General features: G+C 62.1%; 19 protein-coding genes and 1 tRNA gene. 9 read left to right on the top strand and 11 right to left on the bottom strand.

The annotated features are described in order from the left end of the window. The first annotated feature begins 12 nt into the window (after window positions 1–12). Both CAF77_RS04995 and CAF77_RS04990 read left to right on the top strand, forming a co-directional pair. Window positions 13–861, top strand: coding sequence for a transketolase (locus tag CAF77_RS04995; RefSeq protein ID WP_064381593.1), 849 nt, complete (start codon window positions 13–15; stop codon window positions 859–861). After that, window positions 858–1,880 (top strand): transketolase family protein, encoded by a 1,023-nt coding sequence (locus tag CAF77_RS04990; RefSeq protein ID WP_064381595.1) that lies wholly within the window; start codon window positions 858–860, stop codon window positions 1,878–1,880. The genes CAF77_RS04995 and CAF77_RS04990 overlap by 4 nt, the downstream gene beginning before the upstream one ends. A gap of 20 nt (window positions 1,881–1,900) precedes the next feature. Here CAF77_RS04990 and CAF77_RS04985 read toward each other — a convergent pair whose 3' ends face one another. Beyond that, window positions 1,901–2,878, bottom strand: coding sequence for a GlxA family transcriptional regulator (locus CAF77_RS04985; RefSeq protein ID WP_064381598.1), 978 nt, complete (start codon window positions 2,876–2,878; stop codon window positions 1,901–1,903). 105 nt (window positions 2,879–2,983) lie between these two features. Between CAF77_RS04985 and CAF77_RS04980 the strand changes: the two genes are divergently transcribed. The 4 genes from CAF77_RS04980 to CAF77_RS04970 all read left to right on the top strand — a co-directional run bounded on the left by CAF77_RS04980 (window position 2,984) and on the right by CAF77_RS04970 (window position 8,312). After that, window positions 2,984–3,781 carry an SDR family oxidoreductase gene (locus CAF77_RS04980; protein WP_064381600.1) on the top strand — a complete coding sequence of 266 codons (798 nt, stop codon included), beginning with the start codon at window positions 2,984–2,986 and terminating at the stop codon, window positions 3,779–3,781. 213 nt (window positions 3,782–3,994) lie between these two features. Further along, window positions 3,995–4,150: a hypothetical protein gene (locus tag CAF77_RS28805; RefSeq protein WP_176243893.1), complete on the top strand. Its 156-nt coding sequence runs from the start codon at window positions 3,995–3,997 to the stop codon at window positions 4,148–4,150. 373 nt (window positions 4,151–4,523) lie between these two features. Further along, complete coding sequence (locus CAF77_RS04975) at window positions 4,524–6,929, top strand: glucose/quinate/shikimate family membrane-bound PQQ-dependent dehydrogenase (RefSeq protein WP_064381602.1); 2,406 nt, start codon at window positions 4,524–4,526, stop codon at window positions 6,927–6,929. Between the two features lie 84 nt (window positions 6,930–7,013). Beyond that, a complete protein-coding gene (locus tag CAF77_RS04970) occupies window positions 7,014–8,312 on the top strand; it encodes a carbohydrate porin (RefSeq protein WP_064381606.1) in 1,299 nt (432 codons plus the stop codon). A gap of 67 nt (window positions 8,313–8,379) precedes the next feature. Here the strand turns inward: CAF77_RS04970 and CAF77_RS04965 are convergent, their stop codons facing one another. Then, a complete protein-coding gene (locus CAF77_RS04965; RefSeq protein WP_064381607.1) occupies window positions 8,380–10,575 on the bottom strand; it encodes an OsmC domain/YcaO domain-containing protein in 2,196 nt (731 codons plus the stop codon). A gap of 210 nt (window positions 10,576–10,785) precedes the next feature. Between CAF77_RS04965 and CAF77_RS04960 the strand changes: the two genes are divergently transcribed. Next, entirely contained in the window at window positions 10,786–12,078 is a 1,293-nt protein-coding gene (locus CAF77_RS04960) for an OprD family porin (protein ID WP_139831568.1), read from the top strand. A gap of 7 nt (window positions 12,079–12,085) precedes the next feature. Here CAF77_RS04960 and CAF77_RS04955 read toward each other — a convergent pair. The 5 genes from CAF77_RS04955 to CAF77_RS04935 all read right to left on the bottom strand — a co-directional run bounded on the left by CAF77_RS04955 (window position 12,086) and on the right by CAF77_RS04935 (window position 16,562). After that, a tRNA-Sec gene (locus CAF77_RS04955) sits at window positions 12,086–12,181 on the bottom strand. Between the two features lie 6 nt (window positions 12,182–12,187). Continuing rightward, entirely contained in the window at window positions 12,188–14,098 is a 1,911-nt protein-coding gene (gene selB / locus CAF77_RS04950) for a selenocysteine-specific translation elongation factor (RefSeq protein WP_085654095.1), read from the bottom strand. Further along, a complete protein-coding gene (selA, locus tag CAF77_RS04945) occupies window positions 14,095–15,501 on the bottom strand; it encodes an L-seryl-tRNA(Sec) selenium transferase (protein ID WP_085654094.1) in 1,407 nt (468 codons plus the stop codon). Before selA ends, selB begins: the two co-directional genes overlap by 4 nt. A 51-nt stretch (window positions 15,502–15,552) precedes the next feature. Beyond that, window positions 15,553–16,233, bottom strand: a complete 681-nt coding sequence (locus CAF77_RS04940; protein WP_085654093.1) for a DUF3313 domain-containing protein — start codon at window positions 16,231–16,233, stop codon at window positions 15,553–15,555. 17 nt (window positions 16,234–16,250) lie between these two features. Beyond that, window positions 16,251–16,562, bottom strand: coding sequence for a hypothetical protein (locus CAF77_RS04935; protein WP_007951398.1), 312 nt, complete (start codon window positions 16,560–16,562; stop codon window positions 16,251–16,253). A 149-nt stretch (window positions 16,563–16,711) separates the two neighbouring features. Between CAF77_RS04935 and CAF77_RS04930 the strand changes: the two genes are divergently transcribed. Both CAF77_RS04930 and CAF77_RS04925 read left to right on the top strand, forming a co-directional pair. Next, window positions 16,712–17,437: a response regulator gene (locus tag CAF77_RS04930; protein WP_085654092.1), complete on the top strand. Its 726-nt coding sequence runs from the start codon at window positions 16,712–16,714 to the stop codon at window positions 17,435–17,437. Further along, on the top strand, window positions 17,434–18,765 hold the full coding sequence (locus CAF77_RS04925) for an ATP-binding protein (RefSeq protein WP_085654091.1): 1,332 nt from the start codon (window positions 17,434–17,436) through the stop codon (window positions 18,763–18,765). Before CAF77_RS04930 ends, CAF77_RS04925 begins: the two co-directional genes overlap by 4 nt. A 3-nt stretch (window positions 18,766–18,768) precedes the next feature. On the opposite strand, the gene fdhE is transcribed toward CAF77_RS04925, so the two are convergent. Genes fdhE through fdnG form a run of 4 tightly spaced genes read right to left on the bottom strand, consistent with a single transcriptional unit; the run spans window position 18,769 to window position 24,364 of the window. Continuing rightward, the gene (gene fdhE, locus CAF77_RS04920) at window positions 18,769–19,695 is read right to left on the bottom strand and encodes a formate dehydrogenase accessory protein FdhE (RefSeq protein ID WP_085654090.1); all 927 of its coding nucleotides are present in this window, start codon (window positions 19,693–19,695) and stop codon (window positions 18,769–18,771) included. 3 nt (window positions 19,696–19,698) lie between these two features. After that, window positions 19,699–20,352 carry a formate dehydrogenase subunit gamma gene (locus CAF77_RS04915; protein ID WP_085654089.1) on the bottom strand — a complete coding sequence of 218 codons (654 nt, stop codon included), beginning with the start codon at window positions 20,350–20,352 and terminating at the stop codon, window positions 19,699–19,701. Next, window positions 20,349–21,284: a formate dehydrogenase subunit beta gene (fdxH, locus tag CAF77_RS04910; protein WP_085654088.1), complete on the bottom strand. Its 936-nt coding sequence runs from the start codon at window positions 21,282–21,284 to the stop codon at window positions 20,349–20,351. Before fdxH ends, CAF77_RS04915 begins: the two co-directional genes overlap by 4 nt. Before the next feature lie 14 nt (window positions 21,285–21,298). Then, on the bottom strand, window positions 21,299–24,364 hold the full coding sequence (fdnG, locus tag CAF77_RS04905) for a formate dehydrogenase-N subunit alpha (RefSeq protein ID WP_139831556.1): 3,066 nt from the start codon (window positions 24,362–24,364) through the stop codon (window positions 21,299–21,301). Window positions 24,365–24,468 lie beyond the last annotated feature (104 nt).

Below are 24,468 nucleotides of genomic sequence, written 5' to 3'. Positions count from 1 at the left end.
GGAGAATTCACCATGACTGCCAACCTTTCATTCACAACACCCCAGACGCTGGCCGAGCGCGCCCACAACATTCGCCGCCATGCCTTGCGCATGGGCCAGGTGCAAGGCCAAGGCTACGTCGGCCAGGCCCTAGGTGCCGCCGACCTGCTCGCGGTCGCCTACTTCCATGCGCTGAGCTATCGCCCCGAAGACCCGGCGTGGGAGCCGCGTGATCGGTTCTATCTGTCGATCGGTCACTACGCGATTGCGCTTTACGCGGCGCTGATCGAAGCCGAGATCATCCCGCTTGATGAGCTTGAAACCTACGGTTCGGATGACAGCCGATTGCCGATGTCGGGCATGGCCGCCTATACGCCGGGCATGGAAATCACCGGTGGCTCGCTGGGTCAGGGGCTGGGCATCGCCGTCGGGGCCTGCTTGGGTCTCAAGCGCAAGGACTCGACATCGTTCGTCTACAACCTGCTGTCGGACGGCGAGCTGAACGAAGGCTCGACCTGGGAAGCCGTGATGTCGGCCTCGCACTGGAAGCTCGACAACCTGATCGCCATCGTCGACGTCAACAACCAGCAAGCAGACGGCCATTCCAGCGAGATCCTGTCGTTCGAACCCATCGTTGATCGCTGGCAAGCGTTTGGCTGGTTCACCCAGCGCGTCGACGGCAACGACCTGAACGCACTGGTCAAAGCCTTCGATGCCGCCCGCCACCACCCTGGCACCCAACCTCGGGTGATCATCTGCGACACCACCATGGGCAAAGGTGTGCCCTTCCTCGAAAACCGCGAAAAGACCCATTTCATCCGCGTGGACGAACACGAATGGGATCTGGCACTGACCACGCTTGAAGAAGGAAAAAACCAATGAGCAACGCCGCCAACACACCGACTTCGACTGGCGAACCGATCAAGAAGCGCCTGACCACCTCGGCGATGATTGCCTCGATCGCATCAGAAGGTCAGGTCACCAGATCTGCACCTTTCGGACATGCATTGGCTGCACTGGCGGATCAGCGTCCGGACATCGTCGGCCTCTCCGCTGACCTGTCCAAGTACACCGACCTGCACATTTTCGCCAAGGCCCACCCGGATCGTTTCTATCAGATGGGCATGGCCGAACAACTGTTGATGAGCGCTGCCGCAGGCATGGCCCGCGAAGGCTTCGTGCCGTTCGTCACCACGTATGCGGTGTTCGCCTCGCGTCGCGCCTACGACTTCATCTGCATGGCGATTGCCGAGGAAAACCTCAACGTCAAAATCGTTTGCGGATTGCCCGGCCTCACCACCGGCTACGGCCCCAGCCACCAGGCCACCGATGACCTGGCGATCTTCCGGGCGATGCCCAACCTGATGATCGTCGACCCTTGTGACGCGCTGGAAATCGAACAGGCCGTGCCCGCCATTGCCGCGCATCAGGGCCCGGTCTACATGCGCCTGCTGCGCGGCAACGTGCCGCTGGTGCTGGATGAATACGGGTATCAATTCGAGATCGGCAAGGCCAAGACCCTGCGCACCGGTAACGATGTCCTGATCATCTCGACCGGTTTGATGACCATGCGCGCATTGGAGGCCGCCAAGGCGCTACAGACCGATGGCGTCGATGTCGCGGTGCTGCATGTGCCGACGATCAAACCGCTGGATGAACAGACCATTCTCGCCGAGGCCCGCAAGTCTGGCCGGCTGGTGGTTACCGCAGAAAACAGCTCGATTATTGGCGGGCTGGGTGAAGCGGTTGCCGGGGTACTGCTGCGCAACGGAGTGACGCCGACGTTCAGGCAGATCGCATTGCCCGACGCGTTCCTCGACGCCGGCGCACTGCCGACACTGCATGATCGCTACGGCATTTCCACCGACGCCGTCTGCGCGCAAATCAAGTCCTGGCTTTGACTGCTGCCTGATCGGGGCGCTTACGGATGAGCGCCCCGATCAGCTGGATTCTCTTGGCCGATCCGCCTGGCATCCCTTCGAACCGCCTGCGGCGGAACGCCAAACCCTCGCATGAATACTTCGCGCATGTGGCGACGGTCTCGAAACCCCGTTTCCTTCGCCACGCGGTCCAGGCTGTGACGACTTTGCTCGATCATCACGCGAGCGGCCTCCAGACGCAGGCTTTCCACGGCTTTGGCCGGTGACTGGCCCGTCTCGGCGGTAAATACCCGGGTGAATTGTCTGGGACTCAAGTGCACGACGTCGGCAAGTTCCTCCACGCTGAGCGGGCGGCTCAGGTGCGTACGCGCATACTCCAGCGCACTTTGAATACGGTCCGACTTTGGAGCAAGCGTGAGCAGTTCCGAATGCTGGGACTGCCCACCCGAGCGCCGTTGATGCATGACCAGTTTGTGCGCCACCGACCGGGCCATGTCGGTGCCCAGATCCTTTTCCACCATGCCCAGCGCCATGTCCAGCGCGGCTGTCATGCCTGCCGACGTCCAGACGGGACCGTCGACGATGAAGATCCGGTCTTCCTCGACCTCGATTCTTGGATGCAGCTCACGGAGCTTGTTCGCATAGGACCAGTGGGTGGTCGCCCTTCGATCGTCCAGAACCCCTGCCTGCGCCAGAACGAACGAGCCGGTGCACAGACCTGCTGTGCGTCGGGCTCCATCGACGAAGGCGCGCACGCTGGCCAGCACCTCTTCACCTGGCGGGTTCAAGGGGGTCAGCGTACCGGTAATCATCCACGTGTCGGCCAATCCCGGGGCGCCCAGAGGGAGCGTGTCGATGTACATGCCCAACGAAGAACGCACGGTTCCACCGCCGATCGAGAAGTTCTGGACCTTGTAGATCTCTTCCCCTGCAACGATGTTGGCGAACTCGAATACAGCCTGGGTTGCCAGGGACATCACCTGAAAACCCTCGGTAATCAGATAGCCGACGCGATGCATGACTGAACTCCTTTTTGAATGTCCTTAAACACTACCATATACGTCGTTTAAGACATCAGTCCCCTCCTTCATCATGGCTCCACACACAACCCACGGAGCTTGATCATGACGCAACAATACAAAGGCACTGCGCTCATCACCGGCGCGTCCACCGGAATCGGCTCGATTTACGCCGAACACCTTGCCCGCCGGGGTTACGACCTGGTGCTGGTGGCGCGCAACCGCGAACGTCTGAACGCACTGGCCAGTCGTCTGACCAGCGAAACCCGGCAGAACATCGAAGTGTTGCAGGCCGATCTTGGCCGCCCCGAGGACCTCGCCAAGGTAGAACGCAAGTTGCGTGAGGACGCCAGCATCACCTTGCTGGTCAACAATGCCGGCATCGGCACCCATACCGGCCTGCTGGAGAGTGATGTCGAGCGGATGGCCGAGATGATCACGCTGAACGTCACCGCCCTTACCCGCCTGACCTACGCCGCGATTCCAGGTTTTGTCGCCCGTGAACAAGGCGCCGTGATCAATATTTCCTCGATCGTCAGCCTGGCGCCGGAGCTGCTCAACGGCGTGTACGGCGGCAGTAAGGCCTACGTCACCGCGTTCACCCAGTCCCTGCACAAGGAACTCTCGGATAAAGGCATCCGGATCCAGGCCGTCCTGCCCGGCGCAACCGCAACGGACTTCTGGCAAATCGGTGGATTGCCTGTCGAACATCTGGATCCGGGCATCGTGATGTCGGCCCAGGACCTGGTCGCCGGCGCTCTGCAGGATTTCGACAACGGCGTGCTGATCTCCATCCCCTCGATGCACGACCTGCAAGGTTACGAGCGTTACGAAGCCAGCCGCCAGGCCTTGTTCTCCGAGCTCTCGAGCAACCGGCTCGCACCGCGCTACAACGCCAACTGATCGCTAAAGCCATCTGTCGTCAAGCTGCCAGCCCTCCCTGATGGAAGGCTGGCAGCTTTGTATTTTCCGCAAAATGCGGAAAGTCTTCCTGCGATCTGCTTCTGTCTGAAGAAGGTCTTCGTGCATAGCCTGTCACTGCCTTCTCGCGCTCACTGATTTATCGCGACTCGTGCTTGAAGGCTCCTCACATCACTGGCGCTCAAGGACTTGAACATGAACAGATTATTTAAAATCGCAGGCCTGGCCCTTGCGGTATCCGTAAGCGGCTTGGCCGTAGCGCAAAGTGATACGGGCAAAGGCGCCGCCATCGAACGTGTTTACGCGTTCAATGGGGCCATGCCGACAGGCGTGACGGTGACGAATACCTGAAGGTCAACTACGCGGACTATTTTCTTCACGATCACGAAATTCTGTAGGGTGCGGACGAAGTTTTTCAGCGTAATGGGAAAAATGATCATTGCCCAGCCGTCGCTCAGACGGCGGCGCTGTTAGCCATTAGTCTAATCAGCCCAGGCACCGGCGTAATCAATGCGCGAGCCATGCCTGTCATAAATCCCACTTTCCCTGACAGAAAAGCGACTTTCAACCGCATTTCAATATCGCTTGCAGCCTAACAGGCGCAAACCGTTCTCTGATCCGACGCTCCGCTGAGCAGCAAACTACACTTCATGCTGATTTAGTGATTTAACTAGGTAGTTACCTAACTATATAATGCTCGCCTCATTTCAACGGGACATTCAACGTGAAGCAGAGTCAACGCCTCTCGGGCATATCAACATTCATTCTGGTCGGGCTCGGCGTGATCATCGCCCTGCTCGGCCTGGCACTGGCTGCTGGCGGTGTGAAATTGGTCAGCCTGGGAGGCTCCTGGTACTTCCTGGTGGGTGGTCTGGTGATGGCCGTCTCCGGTCTGCTGATCGCGCGGCGCAAGCCTGCCGGTGCCTGGCTGTTCGCGGCGTTTCTGGTTGGGACCGCCATCTGGGCCGTGATCGATGCAGGGCTGGTGTTCTGGCCGGTGTTCTCGCGCCTGTTCATGTTCAGCGCGGTGGGTCTGGTGGTTGCGCTGGTCTATCCGCTGCTCAAGCGCGCCAATGGTGACGTTGCAGGTCGCGGTGCTTACGGCGTTGCGGCTGTTCTGGCGGTTGGACTGGCCGTGGCTGCCGGCAACATGTTCGTCGCGCACCCGACGGTCGCCCCTACCGGCACTGGCCCGGGCCTGACGCCGGTCGAGCCGGAGAAGGCGCAGAAGGACTGGGCCCACTACGGCAATACCGAAGGCGGCAGCCGCTTCGCCGCGCTGGACCAGATCAATCGCAGCAACGTCGACAAGTTGAAAGTCGCGTGGACCTACCATACCGGCGACATCGCCGAGAGCGACGGCAACGGTGCCGAAGACCAGCTGACTCCGCTGCAGATCGGCAACAAGGTGTTCATCTGCACCCCGCACAACAACCTGATTGCGCTGGATGCCGACACCGGTAAAGAACTCTGGAAAAACGCGATCAACGCTCAGTCCAAAGTCTGGCAGCGTTGCCGTGGCATGGCGTATTTCGACGCCAGCGCCGCCGTCGCCAAGCCGTCCAGCTCGCCAGTGAGCGAAACCCCGACCGCTCCGGTCGCCAACTGCACGCGTCGCTTGCTCACCAACACCATCGACGCCCGCCTGATCGCGGTCGATGCCGACACCGGCGAGTTCTGCCGGGGTTTCGGCAACAGCGGCCAGGTCGATCTGAAGGCCGGTCTGGGTGATGTCCCGGACAGCTACTATCAACTGTCCTCCGCGCCGCTGATGGCCGGCACCACTGTGGTGGTTGGCGGTCGTGTGGCCGACAACGTGCAAACCGACATGCCAGGCGGCGTGATCCGAGGTTTCGACGTCATGACCGGTGCCATGCGCTGGGCTTTCGACCCGGGCAATCCGCAGGATAAAAAGGCACCGGCCGATGGCAAAACTTATGTGCGCAGCACGCCGAACAGCTGGGCGCCGATGTCCTATGACCCGGCGACCAACACCGTATTCCTGCCGATGGGCAGTTCGTCCACCGACATCTATGGTGTCGAGCGCAGCAAACTGGATCACACCTACGGCGCTTCGATCCTCGCGTTGGACGCCAACAGTGGCGAAGAAAAGTGGGTATTCCAGACCGTGCACAACGACCTCTGGGACTTCGACCTGCCGATGCAGCCAAGCCTGATCGACTTCACCAAGGACGGCAAAACCGTACCGGCGGTGGTGATCGGCACCAAGGCCGGGCAGATTTACGTGCTCGACCGCGCCACTGGCAAACCGTTGACCGAAGTAAAAGAAGTGCCGGTCAAGGCCGCCAATATCCCCAACGAACCGTACTCGCCGACCCAGCCGAAATCGGTGGGCATGCCGCAGATCGGTGCCCAGCACCTGACCGAATCGGACATGTGGGGCGCCACGCCTTACGACCAACTGCTGTGCCGGATCGATTTCAAGTCGATGCGTTACGATGGCTTGTACACCGCGCCGGGCACTGACAAATCCCTGAGCTTCCCGGGTTCGCTGGGCGGCATGAACTGGGGCAGCATCTCCACTGACCCGGTGCACGGTTTCATCTTCGTCAACGACATGCGTCTGGGTCTGTGGATTCAGATGATCCCGTCGCAGAACAAGGCTCAGGCGTCTTCCGGTGGCGAAGCGCTGAACACCGGCATGGGTGCCGTGCCGCTCAAGGGCACGCCTTACGCCGTGAACAAAAACCGCTTCCTGTCGGTCGCCGGCATTCCGTGCCAGGCCCCGCCGTTCGGTACGTTGACCGCCATCGACATGAAAACCCAGAAAGTCGCCTGGCAAGTTCCGGTCGGCACCGTTGAAGACACAGGTCCCTTGGGCATCCGCATGCACCTGCCGATCAAGATCGGTCTGCCAACCCTCGGCGGCACGCTGTCGACCCAGGGCGGCCTGATCTTCATCGCCGGCACCCAGGACTTCTACCTGCGCGCCTTCAACAGCGCCAATGGTGAAGAAATCTGGAAAGCGCGTCTGCCGGTCGGCAGCCAGGGTGGCCCGATGACCTATGTGTCGCCGAAAACCGGCAAGCAATACGTGGTGATCACCGCCGGTGGCGCTCGTCAGTCGACCGACCGTGGCGACTACGTAATGGCTTACGCCCTGCCGTAAACCGTCGCGTTCGCCTTCGTTTCACTTGTGCGCGGCACCTTCGGGTGCCGCGTTGTTTCATGTCCTTCGCTCTGGATTTGCGCAATGTCATTGGCTGTTCGCTTTTCTCACGCCGGGGTTTTCACCGGCATGCTGTTCGGTCTCACCTGCGGCGCTGCCCTGCCCGCCCTTGCCGATACCGATTCGAACGTATTTACCCGCAGTACCCTGACCGGCGACTGGGGCGGCCTGCGCCACCAGTTCGATGAAGACGGCATCAAGTTCACCGGCGATTACACCGGCGAAACCGCCTACAACGCCGACGGCGGCCTGCATCGCTCGGCGCGTTACTCGCAAAACATCAAGCTCGGCGCACAGTTCGACCTGAGCAAACTGTACGGCGTGGACAACGCCGGCAAGGTTCAGCTGACCATCAACGATCGACGCGGCAACAGTGCCTCCGAAGACCTGGTCGGCAACCGTCTGCCGATCCAGGAAAACTACGGCGGCCTCTACACCCGCCTGACCGAGCTCAGCTACGAGCGCAGCCTGTTTACCCCGGCGCTGAACGTCAAACTCGGCTACATGGCCATGGGCAATGACCTCGGCGGCCTCGACAGCGGCATTCTCTGCAACTTCATGAACGCCGGTTTCTGCGGCCATCCGCTGAACATGTCCGGTGGCAGCGGCTGGACCAACTACCCCAACGCCCACCTCGGTGTGCGGGTGAAATACGACCTCTCCCCGGCCTGGCAACTGCGCGTAGCCGCGTTCAATGTCGACCCGGAAAGTAACGGCAACTCCAGCCGTGCCTGGCACCTGGGCCCGAAACACACCACCGGCACCGTGGTGCCGATCGAACTGGTCTACAAGCAGGCCGGCAAACTGCCCGGCGAGTACAAGGTCGGTTATTACTACGACAGCTCCGACGTCAAACGCATCGGCAGTGACAAGGAAGTGTCCGGGCGCGGCGGCCATTATGTCCTGATCGACCAGGCCGTCTGGGCTTCGGAGGTCTCTGAAGGTCGCAGCCTGCACGCCTTCGGCCAATACTCGGCGGCCAGCGAAGCGGCCTCGCCGTTCAGCAAGTGGTACGGCACCGGCCTCGTTCTGTACAAGCCTTTTGAGGGCCGTTCGCGTGACACGGTAGCGCTTGGCTACGGCCGCGCAGTGCCGAACCCGCGCAGCCGCGATGTGCTGCAAGACGCAGCGCTGGACAATGGCGCCGCGTTCCCCAACCTGGACAGCGCCGAACAATTGATCGAACTCGGCTACGGCTACCAAGCCACTCCATGGCTGACGCTGCGCCCAAATGTGCAATACATCATTGAGCCGGGCGCGTTCTCCGGCCAGGACATCGACAATGCGTTGGTGTTTGGATTGCAGGTGAAAGCCGCGCTCTGACACCATCCTTTGCCGACCACAAAAAAAGCACCCGAAGGTGCTTTTTTTGTGCGTGCCGTCAACGGAATCAACCCGCGAAGCTGGCCCGCGCTGCGTGCAGTTTCTTGTAGCTCTCGATCAGGCGCAGGTGCCGATCCAGCCCCTCCAGCTTCATGCTGGTCGGCGTCAGGCCGTAGAAGCGCACGCTGCCATTGACCGAGCCGATCGCCGCATCCATGCGCTCGTCGCCGAACATGCGGCGGAAGTTGGCTTCGTAGTCTTCCAGCTGCAGATCCTCGTCCAGCTCCATTTCCAGCACCACGTTGACCGCTTGATAGAACAAACCGCGCTCGACGGTGTTGTCGTTGTACTGCAGGAAGGCTTCGACCAGATCCTTGGCCTGCTCGTATTTCTGCAAGGCGAGGTAGATCAGCAGGCGCAGTTCGAGAATGGTCAACTTGCCCCATGGGGTGTTGTCGTCGAACTCGATGCCGATCAGGGTGGTGATGTCGGTGTAATCGTCCAGCTCGCTGTGTTCCAGGCCTTTGACCAGGTTGCGCAGGCCGACTTTGCTCAGGTTGTGCAGGTTGAGGATGTCGGCCCGGAATTGCAGCGCTTTGTTGGTGTTGTCCCAGATCAGGTCTTCTACCGGATAGATCTCCGAATAATCCGGCACCAGAATGCGGCACGCCTTGGCGCCGATGTGCTCGTAGACCGCCATGTAGACTTCCTTGCCCATGTCTTCAAGGATGCCGAACAGCGTTGCGGCCTCTTCGGCGTTGGAATTTTCGCCATTGCCGGAGAAGTCCCACTCGACGAATTCGAAGTCGGCCTTGGCGCTGAAGAAGCGCCACGACACCACGCCGCTGGAATCGATGAAGTGCTCCACGAAGTTGTTCGGCTCAGTCACGGCCTGGCCCGAGAAGGTCGGCTGCGGCAGATCGTTGAGGCCTTCAAAGCTGCGGCCCTGCAGCAATTCGGTGAGGCTGCGTTCCAGCGCCACTTCGAAGCTCGGGTGCGCGCCGAACGAGGCGAACACGCCGCCGGTGCGCGGATTCATCAGCGTCACGCACATCACCGGGAATTCACCGCCCAGCGACGCGTCCTTGACCAGCACCGGGAAGCCCTGCTCTTCCAGCGCTTGGATACCGGCGAGAATGCTGGGGTATTTCGCCAGCACCTCTTGCGGCACATCCGGCAGGGCCATTTCGCCCTCGAGGATTTCGCGCTTGACTGCCCGTTCGAAGATTTCCGACAGGCACTGCACCTGCGCTTCGGCCAGGGTGTTGCCGGCGCTCATGCCGTTGCTGAGAAACAGGTTTTCGATCAGGTTCGACGGGAAATACACCACCTCACCGTCGGACTGACGCACGAACGGCAGCGAGCAGATGCCGCGCTGGGTGTTGCCGGAGTTGGTGTCGAACAGGTGCGAGCCACGCAGTTCGCCGTCACGGTTGTAGATGCCGAGGCAATAGTCGTCGAGGATTTCCGCAGGCAACTCATCCTTGGCGCCGGGCTTGAACCAGCGCTCGTCCGGGTAATGCACGAACTCGGCATTGGCGATCTCTTCGCCCCAGAACTGGTCGTTGTAGAAGAAGTTGCAGTTCAGCCGCTCGATGAACTCGCCCAGCGCCGAGGCCAGCGCGCTCTCTTTGGTCGCACCCTTGCCGTTGGTGAAGCACATCGGCGACTGCGCATCGCGGATGTGCAGCGACCAGACGTTGGGCACGATGTTGCGCCACGAAGCGATTTCGATCTTCATGCCCAGGTCGGCCAGAATCCCCGACATATTGGCGATGGTCTGTTCCAGCGGCAGGTCCTTGCCGGCAATGCAGGTGCCCGCGCCGGACGTGGAAGCCGGCATCAGCAGGGCCTGGGCATCGGCGTCGAGGTTCTCGACTTCCTCGATCACGAACTCCGGCCCGGCCTGCACCACCTTCTTCACCGTGCAACGGTCGATCGAGCGCAGGATGCCCTGGCGATCCTTTTCGGAAATGTCCGCCGGCAGCTCGACCTGGATCTTGAAGATCTGGTTGTAGCGGTTTTCCGGATCGACAATGTTGTTCTGCGACAGACGAATGTTTTCGGTCGGGATGTTGCGGGTGCTGCAGTACAACTTTACGAAGTAAGCCGCGCACAAGGCCGACGACGCCAGGAAATAGTCGAACGGACCCGGTGCAGAGCCATCGCCCTTGTAACGGATCGGTTGGTCGGCCACCACCGTGAAGTCATCGAACTTGGCTTCGAGTCGGAGGTTGTCGAGAAAGTTGACCTTGATTTCCATGCGGGTTACCAGAATAGCGGGCTAAACAAATTGGCCGCCATTATCCGGCTTTTGAGCGTGAAGTCTTGTGCTTTGCGCAATCAATCCTGAGCCGGCCGACGGAACATGACGCTTGTTCACACATTCAACTCAGCACATGCGCTCAATCGCCGGCAGCCGATCCGCGTGAGCATGGCGTCACCTTCCGCCAATCCTGGTTGCTGACAAATGATGGTTTTATCCAAGCCGCGCCTCGCGCTCGCCTTAATGATTGGCGGGCTCGCCGATACCGCGTGCGCCAGCGGATTTCTCGACGACGCCAAGACCGAAGTGCTCAGTCGCAACTTCTACCTGAGCAACGATTACCGCTCACCCTCACCCGCCGGTAAGAATTACAAACAGGAATGGGCTCAAGGGTTTATCGGCACTTTCGCATCCGGTTTCACGGACGGAACCGTCGGGGTTGGTCTCGATGCCCACGCCTTTTATGGGCTGAAGCTCGATGGTGGCAAGGGCCATTCCGGTACGGGGCTGTTGCCGGTGGACAGCGACGGTCGTAGCGAAAGCGACTATTCCAGCGCCGGCGCTGCATTGAAGCTCAAGGCCTCGAACACCACCCTCGCCTTCGGTGAAATGACCGTGGAAACGCCGGTGTTCGACACCTCGGACAAGCGCCTGCAACCGGAGTACGCCACGGGTTTTCTGCTCGACAGCCGCGAGATCGAAAACGCGCGCGTCGTGGCCGGGCGCTTCACGGCGTTCAAGAACCAGGACAGTTCCTCCGGCAGAGGCGATTTCCAGGGTTATGGCGCCAGCACCCGAGGCGAAAGCATCAGTTTTGTCGGCACCGACCTGTTCAGCGACAGCCCGGTGGGCGGCGCGCTGTATGCGTCGGATCTGAGCGACACTTGGCGCCAGTACTACGCCAACCTGCATTTCAAACAGTCCGGTCTATTGCTCGACGCCAACGTCTACCACACCCGCGATACCGGACAGGCACTGGCCGGCGACATCGACAACACCGCGTTCAGCCTCTCGGGCAAATACACCTTCGGCGCCCACGCGGTGATGCTCGGCTGGCAACGCATCAATGGCGACACGCCCTTCGACTTCGTCGGTGGCGACTCGATCTACCTGGCCAACTCGATCAAATACGCCGACTTCAACGGTGCTCACGAGCGCTCCTGGCAAGCGCGTTACGACCTGGATCTCGGCGCCTTCGGCATTCCCGGGCTGAATTTCATGACCCGTTACGTTTCCGGCAGCCACATCGACGGCACCCACGCGCCCAAGGGCGGCGCCTATAACTCGTTCGACGCGGACTCCGGTGAATTTCAGCCTCAGCAAGGGGACGGCGGCAAACACTGGGAACGCGACATCGACCTGCGCTACATCGTCCAGTCCGGCGCGGCCAAGGATCTGTCGCTGCAGCTGTCTCAAGTTTCGCATCGGGCCAACAGCGCTCAGGCAGGCGATGACATCGACCGGATCTACGTGGTGATCCAGTACCCGTTGGGCTTTTGAGGGAAATTGGCGGAAGGCAGCCGGAGTCGAACCTGCCCGGGAACGGATGCCGTCCCCAACCGGGTTTGAAGCCCGGCCGCGCCACCGGGCGCGATTGCCTTCCTTGAAATCAGTCGGCGCCGGGGTTGGCCAGCGCACTGTCGGTGCGGATTTGCCGGCCTTCGCCGACGCGCCGGGTCAGGCCCAGCCGATCGAAGTATTCAAGGATCTGAATACTGCGCTTGCGTCCCAAGCCTAGCGCATCGCGGAAGGCCGTGACTTCGATCTGCGGATTTTCTTCGGCCAGGCGCAGCAGCACCGCCACCATTTGCCGCAGCGTGATGTCGCTGACAAACAGGTCGCGCACCACTTGGTGCATTACGCCAAGACGCGCCAGTTTGCGCAGCAGCAAACGCACGATCGCATCTTCCTGACCGACGACTTTCGCCACGTCACGTACCCACGGTGGATCGAAACCGGCCTGCTCGAACAATGGCTGCAGCGCCTGCCACAGGGTTTCGTCGTCGGTGCTCAGGCGCACTTGATGGTCGGGCAAATGCAGCCACGGGCCGCTGGCGGCCAGTGAACCGGCGCCGAGCAGTTCTTCCAGCAGGCTGATAAAGGTCGCGCGTTCGAGGCTCAAACCGCTGAAACGCCGCAGACGGTCACGATCCGGGCCCATCTGATCGGGCTCCAGCTCATGAAAGCGCGCCAGTTGCTCCAGCAGGGTGAACTTGAGCATGCCCCAGCGCTGCGCATTGAACAGCACCGGCCCCTGACGGGTTTCGATCAGGCGGACGTTGTCCGGCAGCGTCCAGCCGTCACGCGGACGATTGAACTGGCGCTCCAGGCGTTGCGGGTCGAGGCCGCTTGCGCTGTATTCCAGCAACGTCGGCAAAGCCTGTTCCAGCTCGGAGCTGATCGCCAGCACTCGCAGTTGCGCCAGCCGTTCCGGACTGCGCCGTTGGCGGGCCGGGGCGAAGGGGTCAAGGACGCGCCCGCCGCCGAGCGTTCGCTGGGCGCTGGCGTCACGCAGGATCAGCGGATCACCGTGGACGCCGTGCACCGGAGCGTTCGTCAGCAGTTGCGCAAACATGCGCTCGCCGGGCGCCAGGCTTGAACCTTCCAGCAAGGCGACCCGCGCGATCACGTCCTGCGTGCCGAGGTGCAGGTGCACCGGCTGGAAATGCTGGAAAATCCGCTCGCCCGGCAACAACCGGAATTCGATATCCAGCCGCTGGGTCGGTGCGTGCAGCCATTCGGCGAGCAACCATTGGCCGCGATGGATCTGCCCGAGTTCCAGACGATCCGCGCTGATGTTCAGGGCCACGCGCTGGCCGGCGAAGGCTTGTTCGGCGATCTGATTCTGCGCGTGCAGGCCCCTGACCCGCACGGTTTTGCCCGCCGGCCCGAGACTCAGCTTGTCACCCACGGCGACCGAGCCCGAAAGCGCCGTTCCCGTCACCACGATCCCGGCGCCGGCGACACTGAACGCCCGGTCGATGGCCAGGCGAAATCCGCCTTCGCGACTGCGCTCCTCGCCTTCTATCTGCAGCAACGCTTCGCGCAGCGCATCGACGCCCTCACCCGTCAAGCTGGAAACCGTCAGCAACGGTGCTTCGGTATAGGGCCCGGGTGCCAGCAGGCTTACAACTTGCCTGCGAACCTCTTCCACCCTGCCCGCCTCGACCCGATCACACTTGGTGATCGCCACCAGCGCCCGTGGAATGCCCAGCAGTTCGACGATCGCCAGATGCTCGCGGGTCTGCGGCATCACGCCGTCATCCGCCGCCACCACCAGCAACACCAGATCGATGCCCTGCGCGCCGGCGAGCATGTTGTGGGTGAATTTCTCGTGCCCCGGCACGTCGATGAAGCCGGTCAGCCCGGCGCCGGGCGCCAGTTCGGCGTACCGATAACCGAGGTCGATGGTCATCCCGCGCTCACGTTCCTGCGGGCGGCGGTCGCCGGTTTGCCCGGTCAGCGCTTGCAGCAGTGACGTCTTGCCGTGGTCGATGTGCCCTGCCGTGCCGACGATCATGTTTGCAACTGCCCGAGTTGCGCCAGCCACGCCGGTTCATCGTCGAGTTGCCGCAGGTCCAGCCACAGCGCGTCGTCATCGATGCGCCCGAGCACCGGGATCGGCAAGGCGCGCAACGCGGTTTCCAGATTCAGCAGGCAACGTCCGCGCAGGCGTTTCGATACCTGTGGGCGCAGGCACAACGCTGCGCTCGGCAGGCGCGCCACCGGTTGGCTGCCGCTGCCGATCATGCCCAGCGCCGGCTGCGCCGTGACGATCCAGCCCTCGCCCAACAGTTCGGACAAGGTCGGTCGCAGGCGTTCGGCCTGGGCCAGAATCTCGGCTTGCGGTCGGGTCAACAGGCGCAGGCTCGGCAAACGCTCGGCCAGACGATCCGGGTCGCGATAGAGCCCGAGCACCGCTTCGAGTGCGGCCAGCGTCAGTTTGTCGACCCGCAACGCGCGTTTCAGCGGGTTCTTCTTGATCTTCGCGATCAAGTCCTTGCGCCCGACGATCACCCCCGCCTGAGGCCCACCAAGTAGTTTGTCGCCGCTGAAGGTGACGATGTCGGCGCCATCGAGCAGCGCCTGACGCACCGTCGGTTCCGCCGGCAAACCCCAGCGGGTCAGGTCCAGCAGACTGCCGCTGCCCAGGTCTTCCAGCAGCGGCAGGTCATGCCGATGGGCCAACGCCGCCAGTTCGGAGGTCGGCACCCGGGCGGTGAAGCCTTCGATGCTGTAGTTGCTCGCGTGCACGCGCATGATCAGGCCGCTGCGTGGGCTGATTGCCGCCTCGTAGTCGCGTGCATGGGTGCGATTGGTGGTGCCGACCTCGTGCAGGCGCATGCCGGCGCGGCTCATGATGTCGGGAATGCGAAACGCGCCGCCGATCTCGATCAGTTCGCCCCGGGAAATGATGCCTTCCTTGCGCGCGCCGAGGCTATTGAGGGTCAGCAGCACGGCGGCGGCATTGTTGTTGACCACGGTCACGGCTTCGGCGCCGGTCAGCTCGCGGATCAGGCCTTCGATCAGATCATCGCGGTCACCGCGCTTGCCGCTGGCCAGATCAAATTCCAGATTCAAGGGATAGCGCGCCGCCAGTTGCACGGCGTCAATGGCTTCTTCGGGCAGCAAGGCGCGGCCGAGGTTGGTGTGCAGTACCGTGCCAGTCAGGTTGAACACCCGGCGCACCTGGCTGCGCTGCTTCAGCGCCAGACGCTCGGCAACCCTTCCGGCCAGCGCTTCAGGGCTGATTTCAATGACGGTCAGTTGCCCCGCCACCACCGCTTCGCGCAAGTCATCCAGTAACTGGCGAAACCCCGTCAACAGCGCCTCACGCCCGTAACGCTCGGCCAATGGCTGGCACGCCGAGTGGCGCAACAGGCTGTCAATCGACGGTAACCGCAGGGCAACACTCACGGACATCAGGCACTCCCGAAATCGAAATACGCCTGATGATGTTAGACCACCCTGCTTCTAGCGCAGCGCGGCTCGCTGAACCGGTACATAGGTTTGACTCAAGTCCGTGGCCCAGCCATCGAGTACGGCTTTCACGTTATCGGGCGTCATGACCTGTTTGTCGTTCTCAAGCGGCACGCCCTTGCCCTTGCGCACCACTTCGGCCACGACCTCGCCGGTGGAACCGTCCTCGAAGGACACTTCCGTGGCGATCTCACTGTCCCGGTCACGAATGCCGGTGGCGCTGCTCACCCCGGCCGCAACCAGCGTCACCGGCAGCCATTCATAAAAACGCAGACCCTGAGTACTGGCGGCGACCTGGGTGATGGCCGGTTTGACGATCAGCGTGTTCGGGCCGGGTTTCGACACCAGCGGCAGCACCTTGCCCAGCTCCAGCCTGAGGGCTGCGTCGTAATAATGCGTCACGCCCGACAAGGTGCTTTGTGGAATGCGCGACGAAGGCTGGGGCCGTGGATAGAACTGGCTCGGCGCCAGGTAAACCTGGGTGTAACGGCCCCTCGCCAATGCCGGGCTGACCCAGCTCAGGATCGTCTGCCCCGAAGCGGTCTGCCCTTCCTTGAGCACGCTGTAATCCCGCAGAAATCCGGCCTGCGGCTCGGTCGGTAGCTTCTTGCTGCTGCACGCCGACAGGCTGAGGGTGGCGGCAAACAACACGGCCAGTGAGCGATGGCTAGTCATCAATGGTGTTTCCTTGTTCAAGCGTGGACGTGGTTGTGCGGGGTGTTGTCGGAGCATTCGATGCGCAACTGGCCGTGGGTCATGATCCATTGGATGAATTCGGCGGTAGGAATCGTGTGCAGGTATTCGACCCAATGGGCCTCGGTCGGGCTGAACCGTTCGAAATAGCGGCGCAGGATCAACTGACTCTGATCGTTGGCCAGCCCCAGGCACGTCTCCTGGAACAGGATCGGCGTGTCCGGGCCCGGTGCGGTGGTGCGCTGGGTCAGGATCAACGGGCGCACGGCGCCATGGTCCCGGGTGATGTAGCCGCTGTTCATGTCCTTCATGTTGAGCCCCCTTGGTTGGAAGGCCTGCAGAGTGCCTGCGGATGTTTGCCCGACGATGTCCGGCTGATGTCCGCGCTGAAGGAATGTTGCAGGATTGAAATATATGACCGGCGCATCGAAATGGTTTTAGATGCGCTTCTTTTGGGTTCATGGATTGCGCAAACGTGAGCAGATTGCTGATCGTCGATGACGACGGGGAAATTCTGTCCTTGCTGAAGAAGTTCTTCGTTCAGCACGGCTATCAGGTCGATGTCGCCGCCCATGGCGAGGCCATGTGGGCGGCCATTGCGCAGGCGCGGCCGGACACCATCATCCTCGACCTGATGCTGCCCGGCGAGGGCGGCCTGAGCCTGTGCCAGAAGGTCCGGACGCAGATGGGCATTCCGATCATCATGCTCACGGCGATGGCCGAGCTGAGCGACCGCATTGTCGGCCTCGAACTGGGCGCCGACGATTACCTGACCAAACCCTTCGCCCCGCAGGAACTGCTGGCCCGGGTGCGCGCCCTGCAACGTCGGGTCGGTGAGAACACGCCGTCCGGCACCGAGCCTTCACGGCCGGTCATGGCCTTCGCCGGTTGGCATCTGGACATCACCTGCCGCGAACTGCGCTCGCCGGAAGGCGTGATGATTCCGATGTCCGCTGGCGAATTCGACCTGTTGCTGGTGTTGCTCGAACACCCGCAACGCATCCTGACCCGCGAACAACTGATCGACCTGACCCACGGCCAGGGCCACGACGCCTATGACCGCAGCATCGACGTGCAGATCAGCCGGCTGCGGCGCAAGATCGAACCGGACAGCAAACGCCCGGACCTGATCCGCACCGTGCGCAACGGTGGTTACATGTTCACCGCCAAGGTCAGCCGCTCATGATCGGCCGGATGCTGCGGCGCGATACCCTCAGCCGGCGGATTGCCCTGACAATCGTCGCGGCGATGCTCGCTTCGCTGCTGCTCAACGCGCTGTTCGTTCAGGTCGCGGGGATCTGGGCCCGGCCGCCGATCGAGCGCACCGGGCTGCTGGAACAGATTGCCGCTACTACCCGAGTGATCGAGGCTGCGCCGGCAAACCTGCGCCCGCAACTGGCCAGTGCCGCCAGCAGCCCGATACTTGAGGTGTTGTGGAAACCCCGTCGGGTCGACTTCGGTCTGCCGGGGGACGGCGAACAGGTCGAGGCCGGAAAAGTGCCGGCGCTGCGGCAATTGCTCGGCGATGACCGACAGATCGATGTGTTCAACCCCGATGACTGGCCCGCCGGCAGCCCTCGCGCGCATTACATGGCGCTGGTGCGGCTGGCGGATGACAGCTGGCTGTCGTTCACGCCGCCGGAGCGCAGTTGGGGCTTGAGCCTGAACGTGCGGATTGCCGTGATCGTTGCCTTGGGGCTGGTCGCCACCCTGTTGGTCGCCTGGCTCGCCACGCGGCAACTGGCCCAGCCGTTGCAGCGCTTTGCCCATGCGGCGCGGCGTTTTGGCGGGGATCTGAAAGCGCCGCCGATTCATCTCGAAGGCCCGCACGAAATCCGTCAGGCCATCGTCGCGTTCAATACGATGCAGGCGCAGATCCAGCATTTCATCGGCGAGCGCACCCACATGCTCGCCGCGATCTCCCACGATTTGCGCGCCCCGCTGACCCGGATGCGCCTGCGCAGCGAGTTCATGGAAGACCTCGACCATCAGGGCAAACTGATCCGCGACATCGAGGAAATGCAATCGATGATCAACGCCGCCCTGGCGTTCTTCCGGGAAGACACCCACCTGGAACAATCCACCACGTTCGATCTGTCGGAGTTGCTGCAAACCATCGTCGATGACTACCGCGATCAGCACATCGACATCGACTTCAGCGGTCCGGCGCATGTGGTGTATGACGGCCGGCCGCTGGGCATCAAACGGGTCATCGTCAATCTGCTGGATAACGCGGTGAAATACGGACAGCGACCCAGTGTGGCGCTGAGCAGCGATGACACATCGATCCGCATCGAGGTCATTGACGAAGGACCGGGAATTCCTGAGGACGCGCTGGAGCGGGTGTTCGATCCGTTCTTCCGACTCGAGACCTCGCGCAACCGTGACACCGGTGGCGTAGGGCTCGGTCTCTCGGCGGCACGAGGAATCATTCGTGAACAGGGTGGCGAACTCAGTTTGCGTAACCGCCGCAGCGGCGGCTTACGCGCACGGGTTGAGTTGCCGCACCGCTGAGGCCTATTCGTCGCCGGGTGCCAGCAACAGATTCGGCGCCAGGCGCTGATAGCCGTCCTGAGCCAGGCGCATGTCGAGCAGCAGACTGCCCAGATCCGCCGACAGCGCCTCGCCCTCCCCGTCGTTCTCCAGATACAGCAACTTCAAATAGCTGTTGCAGCCCGGACAGACTTCGGCGCGCAACGGCGCCTGATTGGCGGCGTGACGGTCATCCTCAAGGCTCAGGTATTCCAAGCCTTTGCTCTGTTCGCAATACACGCACTTGACCCGCACCACATGCCATTCGCAGGCGCACAGCGAACACACCAGATAACGCAGGCCGTTGTGTTTGCCACGATGGCGGATCACCCCGGCCATGGCCGGCGAGCCGCAGGCCGGGCACTGACTGAGGCTATCGCCGGGCGTCAGTTGCAGGTTTGGTGCGCTGAGCAGCCAGTGACTCCACGCCGCTTGCAGCGCCGCCCCGAGAAACGGCACCAGCGCCGCCGGCACCAGCGAATACTGGCCGCTGACCAGCGCCACGGCCCAGGCGCGCCACTGGCCTGGGCTGGCGATGCGCAGCGTGGTCACGGCCTCGACCACCGCCGGTTGCTCGGGGACGACATAACGCTGGAGCAAAGCCCCGAGATACAGCTGCCAGGTGTCCTCGCGAATCAGGGTGTCGGCGGCGAACGGCGGCATGCCGTGTTGCCGGCAGACTTCCAGCCGCTGTTCATCAAGCGGCGCGGTCGAGGGCGGATCATCGAGGATTTGCTGTTGGACACGGCACAAACCGGCGATCAAATGCAGGTAATCGGCCAGCGGATGCCCTTCGGCCAGACGCTCGAGACGCTGGGCCCGCAACAGGAACAGGTTGTGCGGCGGCAGGTGCAGAAACGGCGGCGAACTGGCCGCCGCTTCGATTTCTCCGGGTTCAAGGATGGTTGGCAAACGTCAGCCCTTTTTCGTGACCGGTCGCTCTGGCGGATCTTTGCTCTCCACCTCGCGATACCAGAGTGCATGGTGTTTCCTGGCCCAGGCGCGGCTGACCCAGCCGTGCATCATTGCGTCCACCGAGCCCTTGATCCAGATCCCGGCGTAGATGTGCACGATGATGCTCAGGATCAGCACAAACCCCGCCAGAGCGTGCAGCAGCATCGCCCAGCGGATCGTGGTGATGCCGAAGTAATGACTGAAATACGCGCGCCAGATCACCAGCCCCGTGAACAGCAATCCGAGCATGCACAGCAGTAAAGTCCAGAACAGCAGCTTTTGCCCGGCGTTGTATTTGCCCACCGCCGGCACGGTTTCCTCGTCGTTGACCAGCACCCGGTCGATGCGCCGCAGCCATTTCCAGTCGTTGTCGATGAAGAAGTTGGAACGCCAGAAGCGAAACACCAGACCGAGGAAGAACACGAACATCAGCACGCCCATGAACGGGTGCAGGATTCGCGTCCACGGCCCGCCGCCGAACAGATGGGTCAGCCAGAACATCGACGGATGAAACAGCGCCAGCCCCGATAGCCCGGCCATGAAGAACAGGATCGCCACCAGCCAGTGATTGGTGCGTTGGTTGGCGGTGTAGCGCAGGATCGTCTTGTTGCTCATGGCCGGTCCTCCCCGCGTGGGTCGAAGGTGTGCACCGCCGGATCGACAACGTGCACCGAGGTGTCGGGCGGTTCGGGATGTTCATCTTCCTCGACCCGGTTCGGGCCGATCCGCACGTAATGGAAGAACCCGGCCAGCACCGCCGCGCCCATGGCCAGCAGGCCCAGCGGTTTGCTGATGCCTTTCCACAAGCCCACCAGCGGGCTGATCTCGGGGTTGTCCGGCAGGCCGGCGTAGATTTTCGGGGTGTCGGCGTGGTGCAGCACGTACATGACGTGGGTGCCGCCGACACCTGCCGGGTCATACAGGCCGGCGTTGTCGAAGCCTCGGCTTTTCAGGTCGACGATGCGTTCGGCGGCGTGGGTCTTCATGTCGTCCTTGGTGCCGAACACGATGGCGCCGGTCGGGCAGGTTTTTACGCAGGCCGGTTCCAGCCCTACCGCCACCCGGTCCGAACACAGGGTGCATTTGTAGGCCTTGTGATCCTTTTGCGAAATGCGCGGGATGTTGAACGGGCAGCCGGTGATGCAGTAACCACAACCGATGCAGTGATCCTGATCGAAATCGACGATGCCGTTGGCGTGCTTGATGATCGCGCCGGGGCTGGGGCACGCCGCCAGGCATCCGGGCTCGGCGCAGTGCATGCAGCCGTCCTTGCGGATCAGCCATTCGAGGTTGCCGGCGTCGGTTTCGTGCTCGGTGAAGCGCATCAGCGTCCATGAATCGGCGCTCAAGTCCTGCGGGTTGTCGTAGGTGCCGTGGTTGTGGCCCACCTCGTCGCGCAGTTCGTTCCATTCCGAGCACGCGACCTGACAGGCCTTGCAGCCGATGCACTTGGTGGTGTCGATCAGCTTGGCCACCTGTTCCTGGCCGCGTATCGAAGGCGCCGGCGTGGTGGTGGCCGAGCGGGCAATGATGTCTTGGCTGGCCATCTAAAGATTCTCCATCAGAGCTTCTCCACGTTGACCAGGAATGACTTGGATTCCGGGGTCTGTGTATTGCCATCGCCGAGAAACGGCACGAGGGTGTTGGTCAGGTAACCGTGGCGAGTCAGGCCGGTGAAACCCCAGTGCAGCGGAATGCCGATCTGGTGCACCACCTGGTTGTTGACCTGCAACGGCCGGATCCTTTTGGTCACCACCGCCACCGCTTCAATGAACCCGCGCTTGCTGCTGACCCGCACCCGGTCGCCGGCAGCGATGCCCTTCTCCTTGGCCAGCACTTCACCGATTTCCACGAACTGCTCGGGCTGGGCAATCGCGTTCAACTTGCAGTGCTTGCTCCAGAAGTGGAAATGCTCGGTCAGCCGGTAACTGGTCGCTGCATACGGGTAATCCTTGGCCACGCCGAGGCTGCCCCACACCGAATCGAAGATCCTGGCCGCCGGGTTGCTGGTGGCTTTCTTGTTTTCCGGGTGCAGCGGGTTGATGCCGATCGGCGTTTCGAACGGCTCGTAGTGCTCGGGGAATGGCCCTTCGTTCATCTTGTCGACGGCGAAGAACCGCGCCACGCCTTCGGGGTTCATGATGAACGGGTTCATCCCGGCTTCCGGCGGCACGTCGGCCTTGTAGTCCGGCACGTCGGTGCCGCCCCAGGCCTTGCCGTTCCACCAGACCAGGCGCTTTTTCGGATCCCAGGGTTTGCCGGTGACGTCCGCCGAAGCGCGGTTATAGAGAATCCGCCGGTTGGCCGGCCAGGCCCACGCCCAGCCTTGATGCTGATGCATGCCGTAAGGGTCGTTGTTGTCGCGGCGGGCCATCTGGTTGCCGGCTTCGGTCCAGCTGCCGCAGAAGATCCAGCAGCCGGACGCAGTGCTGCCGTCATCCTTGAGCTGGGCGAACCCGGCCAGTTGCGAATTGCCCTTGATCGCCGCACCCGTGGCGTCGGTGAAATCAGTGGTGGCGTAGCCGTTGACCTCTTTGGCGATTTCTTCCGGCGAGGGTTCTTCGGCAATCTTGTACGGCCACGACAGCTTCAACAGCGGATCGGCGAATTTGCCGCCCTGGGCCTGATAACGCTCACGCAGGCGCAGGAACAGCGCGCTCATGATCTGCACGTCAGTGCGCGCCTCGCCGGGGCCATCGGCACCTTTCCAATGCCATTGCAGCCAGCGGCTGCTGTTGACAAGCGAACCGTCCTCTTCGGCAAAACAGGTGGTCGGCAGGCGAATGACTTCGGTCTGGATATCGGCGCTCTTCACATCATTGAACGGCCCGACGTTTTCCCAAAACTGCGAGGTTTCGGTGGCCAGCGGGTCCATCACCACCAGCCATTTCAGTTTGGCCAGCGCCGCCATCACCCGGTTCTTGTCCGGCAGAGCGGCAATCGGGTTGAAGCCCTGACACATATAGCCATTGACCTTGCCCTGCCCCATCAGATCGAACACCTTGAGGATGTCGTAGTTGGGGATGTCGAGTTTCGGCAGGTAGTTGTAGGCCCACTGGTTTTCGGCGGTGGCATTGGCGCCGTACCAGGCTTTCATCAGGCTGACGTGGAACTTGCTGTAGTTCTGCCAGTAGGACAATTGCCCCGGCCGCAACGGTACTTGTGTGCGTTTATGGATGTAGGCCGCGTAATCCTGCTCGGCATCGGTCGGCAAGGTCAGATAACCCGGCAGCGCGTTGGACAGCAGACCGAGGTCGGTCAGGCCCTGAATGTTCGAGTGCCCGCGCAAGGCGTTGACCCCGCCACCGGGCATGCCGACGTTACCGAGCAACAGTTGCACCATCGCCGCGCTGCGGATGATCTGCGAGCCGATCGAGTGCTGGGTCCAGCCCAACGCGTAAAGAATGGTCATGGTCTTGCCCGGTGCCGAGCAGGTGGCGATTTCCTCCCAGATTTTCTTCATGGCATCGACTGGCATGCCGCAGATCTGGCTCGCCAGGTCGATGTTGTAGCGGCTGTAATGCTGCTTCATCAGTTGATAGACGCAGCGCGGGTCCTGCAGGGTCGGGTCGACTTTGACGAAGCCGTCATCCCCCAGCTCGTAACCCCAGGTGGATTTGTCGGTATAGCTGCGTTTGGCCGCGTCGTAACCGGTGAAGAGCCCGTCCTCGAAGCCGAAACCGGCTCTGACGATGAACGACACGTCGGTGTAGTTGCGCACGTATTCGTGCTGGATCTTGTCCTCGGTCAGCAGGTAATTGATCAGCCCGCCCATGAACGCGATGTCGCTGCCGGTGCGAATCGGCGCGTAGTAATCGGCCACGGACGCGGTCCGGGTAAACCTCGGATCGACCACAATCAGCCGCGCGGCGTTGTGCGCCTTGGCTTCGGTCACCCATTTGAAGCCGCAAGGGTGGGCTTCTGCTGCGTTGCCACCCATCACCAGGATCAGATTCGCGTTGGCGATATCGGTCCAGGTGTTGGTCATGGCTCCACGGCCGTACGTCGGGGCAAGACTTGCCACCGTCGGGCCGTGTCAGACACGCGCCTGGTTATCGAACCCCAGCATGCCGAGACTGCGAATCACCTTGTGGGTGATGTAGCCCGCTTCGTTGGACGCCGCCGACGCCGCGAGGAATCCGGTGGTCAGCCAGCGATTCACCGTTTGGCCCTGGGCGTTCTGCTCGACGAAATTGGCGTCGCGGTCGGCCTTCATCAGGTCGGCGACGCGGTCGAGGGCTTCGTCCCAGGTGATCCGGGTCCATTCGCTGCTGCCGGGCTTGCGCACCTGCGGGTACTGCAAGCGGCCGGGGCTGTGAATGAAGTCCAGCAGGCCGGCGCCTTTCGGGCACAGCGTGCCGCGATTGACCGGGTGGTCGGCGTCGCCCTCGATATGGATGATGTTTTGCGCAACGTTCTTCGCCGCGTCGCCCTGGCTGTACATGATCAAGCCGCAACCGACCGAGCAATACGGGCAGGTGTTGCGGGTTTCATGGGTGTGGGCAAGCTTGAAGTGGCGCACCTGCTCGGCGAAGGCCTGCGTCGGGGCCATGCCCAACGCGCCCAGGCTAGAGCCTGCAAGGCCGATACCGGCGACCTTGAAGAACTGACGACGGCTGAGATCCATCGTGCACTCCTGATCAGGTGGAACCCGGTACTTGAGCCGGGTTTGTTCTGGACAATCACGGTGGCGGCACACAGGTACCGACTTTTTCACTGTAGACAATGCCC

It is taken from the genome of Pseudomonas sp. R15(2017) (assembly GCF_002112685.1).
Lineage (GTDB): Bacteria > Pseudomonadota > Gammaproteobacteria > Pseudomonadales > Pseudomonadaceae > Aquipseudomonas > Aquipseudomonas glycinae.
Note: the sequence above shows the minus strand (reverse complement) of the source record. Positions and strands in the feature narration are given on the sequence as shown.

What these genes read in the sequence shown, in the direction of transcription:
- CAF77_RS04995 (WP_064381593.1), top strand. Translation starts at nt 13, where the DNA reads ATGACTGCCAACCTTTCATTCACAACACCCCAGACGCTGGCCGAGCGC.
- CAF77_RS04990 (WP_064381595.1), top strand. Translation starts at nt 858, where the DNA reads ATGAGCAACGCCGCCAACACACCGACTTCGACTGGCGAACCGATCAAG.
- CAF77_RS04985 (WP_064381598.1), bottom strand. Translation starts at nt 2,878, where the DNA reads ATGCATCGCGTCGGCTATCTGATTACCGAGGGTTTTCAGGTGATGTCC.
- CAF77_RS04980 (WP_064381600.1), top strand. Translation starts at nt 2,984, where the DNA reads ATGACGCAACAATACAAAGGCACTGCGCTCATCACCGGCGCGTCCACC.
- CAF77_RS28805 (WP_176243893.1), top strand. Translation starts at nt 3,995, where the DNA reads ATGAACAGATTATTTAAAATCGCAGGCCTGGCCCTTGCGGTATCCGTA.
- CAF77_RS04970 (WP_064381606.1), top strand. Translation starts at nt 7,014, where the DNA reads ATGTCATTGGCTGTTCGCTTTTCTCACGCCGGGGTTTTCACCGGCATG.
- CAF77_RS04965 (WP_064381607.1), bottom strand. Translation starts at nt 10,575, where the DNA reads ATGGAAATCAAGGTCAACTTTCTCGACAACCTCCGACTCGAAGCCAAG.
- CAF77_RS04960 (WP_139831568.1), top strand. Translation starts at nt 10,786, where the DNA reads ATGGTTTTATCCAAGCCGCGCCTCGCGCTCGCCTTAATGATTGGCGGG.
- selB (WP_085654095.1), bottom strand. Translation starts at nt 14,098, where the DNA reads ATGATCGTCGGCACGGCAGGGCACATCGACCACGGCAAGACGTCACTG.
- selA (WP_085654094.1), bottom strand. Translation starts at nt 15,501, where the DNA reads ATGTCCGTGAGTGTTGCCCTGCGGTTACCGTCGATTGACAGCCTGTTG.
- CAF77_RS04940 (WP_085654093.1), bottom strand. Translation starts at nt 16,233, where the DNA reads ATGACTAGCCATCGCTCACTGGCCGTGTTGTTTGCCGCCACCCTCAGC.
- CAF77_RS04935 (WP_007951398.1), bottom strand. Translation starts at nt 16,562, where the DNA reads ATGAAGGACATGAACAGCGGCTACATCACCCGGGACCATGGCGCCGTG.
- CAF77_RS04930 (WP_085654092.1), top strand. Translation starts at nt 16,712, where the DNA reads ATGGATTGCGCAAACGTGAGCAGATTGCTGATCGTCGATGACGACGGG.
- CAF77_RS04925 (WP_085654091.1), top strand. Translation starts at nt 17,434, where the DNA reads ATGATCGGCCGGATGCTGCGGCGCGATACCCTCAGCCGGCGGATTGCC.
- CAF77_RS04915 (WP_085654089.1), bottom strand. Translation starts at nt 20,352, where the DNA reads ATGAGCAACAAGACGATCCTGCGCTACACCGCCAACCAACGCACCAAT.
- fdxH (WP_085654088.1), bottom strand. Translation starts at nt 21,284, where the DNA reads ATGGCCAGCCAAGACATCATTGCCCGCTCGGCCACCACCACGCCGGCG.